The sequence below is a fragment of the Terriglobus sp. YAF25 genome, assembly GCF_052113305.1.
In the GTDB taxonomy this organism is placed as follows: domain Bacteria; phylum Acidobacteriota; class Terriglobia; order Terriglobales; family Acidobacteriaceae; genus Terriglobus.
In genome coordinates, this window is record NZ_JBFRCY010000289.1 from 1 (window position 1) to 5,335 (window position 5,335).

4 protein-coding genes and 1 pseudogene are annotated in these 5,335 nt (G+C 56.6%); all 5 read right to left on the reverse strand.

Features of this window, described 5'->3' with window-relative positions:
- A partial coding sequence (locus tag AB4043_RS13375) for a hypothetical protein (protein ID WP_442307260.1) occupies window positions 1-1,082 on the reverse strand: 1,082 nt, incomplete at its 3' end.
- Window positions 1,083-1,793: 711 nt separating this feature from the next.
- Window positions 1,794-2,786 (reverse strand): NAD(P)-dependent oxidoreductase, encoded by a 993-nt coding sequence (locus tag AB4043_RS13380; protein WP_442302363.1) that lies wholly within the window; start codon window positions 2,784-2,786, stop codon window positions 1,794-1,796.
- 13 nt (window positions 2,787-2,799) lie between these two features.
- Window positions 2,800-3,807 (reverse strand): AraD1 family protein, encoded by a 1,008-nt coding sequence (gene araD1, locus AB4043_RS13385; protein WP_442302364.1) that lies wholly within the window; start codon window positions 3,805-3,807, stop codon window positions 2,800-2,802.
- Between the two features lie 3 nt (window positions 3,808-3,810).
- Window positions 3,811-4,983 carry an L-rhamnonate dehydratase gene (locus AB4043_RS13390; protein ID WP_442302365.1) on the reverse strand — a complete coding sequence of 391 codons (1,173 nt, stop codon included), beginning with the start codon at window positions 4,981-4,983 and terminating at the stop codon, window positions 3,811-3,813.
- Window positions 4,980-5,335, reverse strand: a pseudogene (locus AB4043_RS13395) (MFS transporter); the annotation flags it as partial. The pseudogene AB4043_RS13395 and the gene AB4043_RS13390, both read right to left, overlap by 4 nt.

Here is a 5,335-nt window from a genome sequence, read left to right on the forward strand (position 1 = left end):
CCCTGTGCCTTAGCCCAGTCGTCGTCCTCTGAGATGTTGTAGCGATAGACATTCGGCCCCCAGGTGTACCCACTTGGCTTGGAGGTGTAGGCGAGAAATCCGCTGCCGGCGTTGTGATGCGTGTAGTTGTACTCAACCAGAGAGTTGGTGGTGCCACCGTCCAGGTCAATTCCATCCCAGTCGCACCCTTTGGTAAAGCTCGGCGACGGTTGAATGTTATAGACCTCGTTATAGCGAATCGTGATGTTATTCGAAGTATAGACTTCGATACCGGAGGTTCCACCGCACGAGGTCACATTGGCGCCAATGTCATGCAGAATGTTGTACTGGATCAGGCCTCCGTTCCATCCATCGGCGCCGATGCCTGCCCRCGTAGCCGCGGCCACCATGCCATTGTTGTAGATGGTGTTTCCTTGAACCAGGACGTTCGTGACGTTCTTTCCGTAGCCCCATCCATTGACGCCACCGCCATCGGCGGAAGTCACCGTGGCGCCATGCAGTGAATTATTCAGGATCTGAATGTTGTTCAGTGGACCATTGTTGCCGTTCAGGGCGTATCCAATGATCCAGATCTCTCCACCGTTCGCACTTCCGCTTACCGGCCCGAACCCAGTCACTTCAGAGTTTTCAATCACGATGGTCTGGGTCGGCGAATTCGAGGTCTGGTTTTCCAACAGGATCCCATAGATGGTGCTGCTTCCATTCACCACCTTCAACCCGTTGAAGTAGAAACCGCTGACGTTATCGACCGTGACCGCGGCGCCGGTTGTTCCGGAGCAGTTCGATTGAATCGTCGCAACACCTGCACCATAGGAGTTCACGGTAAATGGCGTCGAAGCTGACGACGCAGGGACATTCGCCGTATTGAAGACCAGACATCCCGTAAAGGTCTGCCCTCCCTGAAACGAAACCGAGCTTCCCTGCGGGAAGACAAAGCTGTTGACCTTGCTGATCGACTGCCAGGGGGTAGCGGTCGAGGTCCCATTATTGCTGTCACTGCCATTCGGCGAAACATAGTATGTTTGCGCTGCCAGGGATGACACAAAAATCATCATCATCGCCGCAAGCCAAAAGACCTGCATGGGCCTTTTCATAAGCTCCTCCAGAAATAAACTTCGATGGTGCTATTGCTGTATCGCGGGCGATCCGAACGCCGCCAAAGGTGCAGGGGCGCAGGAAGCCGCAGACGGGAGGTCAGGAAGTCTTCGGTGCGCTTCCTTGTATGTTCCGTTGGGGTGGATCTGGGATGTGATCTGGTTCAAATAAGACAGCGAGGGTCTATCAGCCGTCTGGCGATTGAGCATTTTTCCTGTCGGTATAGTGCAGGGCTTGTGCATCTATGGGCGTTTTCCTCAATGAAAACGCCACTGCACGCTCCTCTCGGAACACCCAGCAACAGGAAAAATGCTCTAATGCCGTTTGCAGGCTGCGTACATCTTGGGGCTGGAAACAAAAGAGGGCCAGAGGGGTGGAGGTACATCTCGAAAGATGCTTCATGGGTAGCCTTGTCGGAAGTCCAGTTTTCAAAACCAGTGTGGAGACGAGGCTAAACCTCCTCATTCTCCGCATGGCTGAGAACTATCGTTCCTGAGTCCTGCCCACGGGAAGTTCCAAGCTGTTACATAACGTAACAGCTCAGTATTCCCCGAAATCCAGCCATTGTTTCAGGAAGACAGGTCGCATCGTTTGCTTTAGACAAACGTTTGTGTTTGCGCCTTGGTAGTATCATACCCTCCTGTAAGGACATCGAATCACCCGCCAGGAGAAGCGTTTCACCTTGCTTTAAAGCTGTTCTATCCCTTACCGTTGCGGAACTGTTCCACGACGGAGGACATGTCCTGTTCTCCGTAGCCCAATTCTTTCGCTCTCTCCAGGAGGTCCAGCGTGCTGCCCGCCGTGTGGAGAGGAATGCCGGTCTCCTGGGCGTCTTTCTGCGCATACCGGACGTCCTTGCCCAGAAGCCGGAGTAGAAAATTGACCTGGTAGTCGCGTTTCATCATGCGTTGAGACATTCCCTTCAGCAGCGGACTTCCGGGAGCACCGGTACACAACGCATCCAGAGAAAGGTGCATATCCAGCCCGGCGCGCTCCATCCATCCAACCGCCTCCGCCAGGGAGGCGAGCTGCACCGCACACAGGAAGTTGTTGACTAACTTCAGGCGGCTTCCGCTGCCTGAAGGACCTACATGGACGATCTTCTTTCCCATAGCCTCCAGTACCGGCCTAGTCGCCTCAAGCTGCGCCGCAGGCCCACCTACGAGAAAGGTGAGCTCTCCTCCCGCGGCCTGCAGTCTGCTGCCGGTCACAGGAGCGTCCAGCAGGACGCACCCTTTCTCCTGCCCTGCATGACACAGTTCCTGCACCCAGCCCGGAGTCACCGTACCGCACTCCACCAGAATGGCGCCGGCGGACACCGATGCGAGCGCACCCTCGTCGCCCATCCAAACCATTCGCGACGCCTGGTCGTCAGCCAGCATGGAGATCACGACCTCCGCCTCGCGAGCAGCCTCAGCCGGGGAAGCAGCTACAACAGCGCCGGCCTCCCGAAGAGTTTCGGCTTTGGCAGCCGTACGGTTATAGACCGCCAGTGAGAATGCCGCATCCAGCAGGCGCTTTCCCATACCGGCGCCCATCGTCCCCAAACCCAGCAAAGCAATCTTCTTCATGCCATTCTCCTGGTATCGGCTAGAGCATTTTCCCTGCAGGTGTAGTGTAGGGCTTCCGTATCTATGGGCGTTTTCCGCAATGAAAACGCCGCTGCACTCCCCTTCCGGGATACCCAGCAACAGGGAAAATGCTCTAGGCGAGTGAGTGCACAGTGATCAAGCGATCACGCTGCGGCGTTGCCACTCGTAGTGGATTTCGCAACGGCCGCCCGAAGCCCTCGAACGCAACCCGCATCCAGTCGCCATCTACCAGACTAACGTTGTTGCTGAAGCTGAGCGCGGCGGCGCCAAGGAAGTGCACGTGCAGGTCGCCCGGAATACGATGGTTTTCAAACTTGAAATGATGATGTTCCAGATTCTGGAGGCTGTGACACATCGCCTCTTCCCCCGTCTCGATCGCCGCAGACCAGAGCTCTTTGCCCTCTCTCTCGATCGAAACCCTGCCGGGTACCTGTTTGAAATCGTCGGTAACCACCAGTTCCGGCCCCAGGGCACAGGACCGCAGCTTCGAGCCGGCAAGGTTCAGGTAGTTCTTCTTCTCAAAAACATGATCTGAAAATTCATTACCCGCGGCAAACCCCAGCCTTTGCGGCATGCCCTCATCGTCAATGAAGTAGATACCGGCGACCTCGGCTTCTTCACCACCGTCCTCGGCATAAAACGGCACATCGAGCGGTTGAAGATGAGCACGCACCATCGTGCCGGTTCCTTTGTAGAACCACTCCGGAGCAATGCCGACCTTTCCTTTTCCGGGGTTCCCTTCCTGCAGGCCCCACTGAAACATGCGCATGCTGTCTGTCATCGCCTCAGCCTGCATCGCATGCATGGCCTGGCGCGATGCGGCGCTGCCCAGGTGCGTAAGACCAGTTCCGGAAACGATGCAGCGCGACGGATTCCCCGGCACATCCACCGGTGGCAGCAGACGCCACTCCGACTGCCCTGAGTAGATCGGTTCATACCGTAACGTCGCGTCCACATCCAGCGCTTCGGCATACGCCGCGAGTGGCTGTCGTACGCGAACACAATCACGCGCCAGATCGTATACGGATGACACGTTGCTGAGGCACATCAGTCCGTCGCCATCGACACGTGCGACCCGGCGCTGAACCCCGTTTGTGAGCTGAACCAGATGAAGAGCCATCGTTTATCCAATCACGTGGAACTGCCGTAGTGAATCTTCGTTGACCGTCAGACCGAGTCCCGGCTTACTCTCATCCAGATTGATATGACCATCTGTCGGAACTGGCTCGCCATCGAAGATGTACCAGAACAGCTCGTTTCCTACCTCAACATCGACCTTGGGGAAGAACTCGGCGATCGGCGAGTTCAGGCTCGCCATCACGACATGATAGTTATGCATCTGTCCTGCATGCGGCACGACCGGAATCTGGAATGATTCCGCCAGGGCCGAGATTTTCCGGGCCTGGCTGATGCCGCCCACGCGATTCGTGTCGAACTGAATGTAGTCGAGGGCGTTATTCTCAAGCAGCTCACGGAAGCCGAAGATGGTGAACTCGTGCTCGCCGCCCGCGATCGGGACCCGGCCATACGCTTTTAATTCCTTATATCCGCGGGTGTCATCTGGGATGACAGGCTCTTCCAGCCAGCGCAGATGAAATGGCTCCAACAGCGGCAGCATTCGCTTGGCGTAGTCCAGTGTCCATCCCATGTAAGCATCGGCCATGATATCGACACCGTCGCCGACCACCTCTCTTACCGTGCGAATGAGTTCCAGGTTCTTCTGCATGCCCTCCGCGCCATCCAGCGGACCCCAACCAAAGCGAAGCTTCATCGCCTTGTAGCCCTCATTCTTATAGCGCTGTGCTTCAGCACGTAGTTCAGGAATCGGCATCGCATAAAGGCGGCTGGCATAGACGGGAATCCGGTCTTTGGTGCGTCCGCCCAGCAGACGGAAGACCGGTTGCTTTGCATCTTTGCCCAACAGGTCCCAGAGCGCGATATCTACCGCCGAGATCGCCGTCAGCGCTACCCCCTTGCGCCCAAAAGCCAGCGTCCGCCGATACATCTGCTGCCAGAGGAACTCAACATCCCAGGGATCGGCTCCGATCAACAAGGGTTTCAGATAGGTATCGATCAGAGTCTTGGTCACCTGCGGCGACAGCGCCGCGTTGCCAAGTCCTACGAGACCGTTGTCCGTAAAGATCTCTACCAGCACCCACCCATGAAAAGCGAAGTTACCCATCGATGCCTGCCGAAAGCTGACCAGGTCCATGGGGTTGGTGCAGAAATGCGGGGGCAACGGAACCGTCTCACCTTCCCATTGCACAACACGTGTACGGACTTCAGTGATCTTCATGCGAGGCTCTCTATCTCCCGGAGGTCTTTTGAACGAAGTGGTTGAATCCTGCCTCCCAGCCATGCCAGAGCCAGGAAGCCGATCAGGTGGAAGGTACCGACAAGAAAAAATAACGCCGTATAGCTGAAGCCGTGCTGCAACATACGACCCGCAATTATGCCGAAGATCGCTCCGCCCATCGATCCGCCGAAGCCAACCAATCCGGCGACAGTCCCGACCGCCGAAAGCGGAAAGACATCTGYGGGAATAGTCATGATCAATCCCGACCATGACTGCTGCGAGAAGAAGGCGAGGCTGAAGAGGAAGATCGCTGCGCTTACCGGAACGAAGGGCACCAGCATCACCACTGGCA

What these genes read in the sequence shown, in the direction of transcription:
- araD1 (WP_442302364.1), bottom strand. Translation starts at nt 3,807, where the DNA reads ATGGCTCTTCATCTGGTTCAGCTCACAAACGGGGTTCAGCGCCGGGTC.
- AB4043_RS13390 (WP_442302365.1), bottom strand. Translation starts at nt 4,983, where the DNA reads ATGAAGATCACTGAAGTCCGTACACGTGTTGTGCAATGGGAAGGTGAG.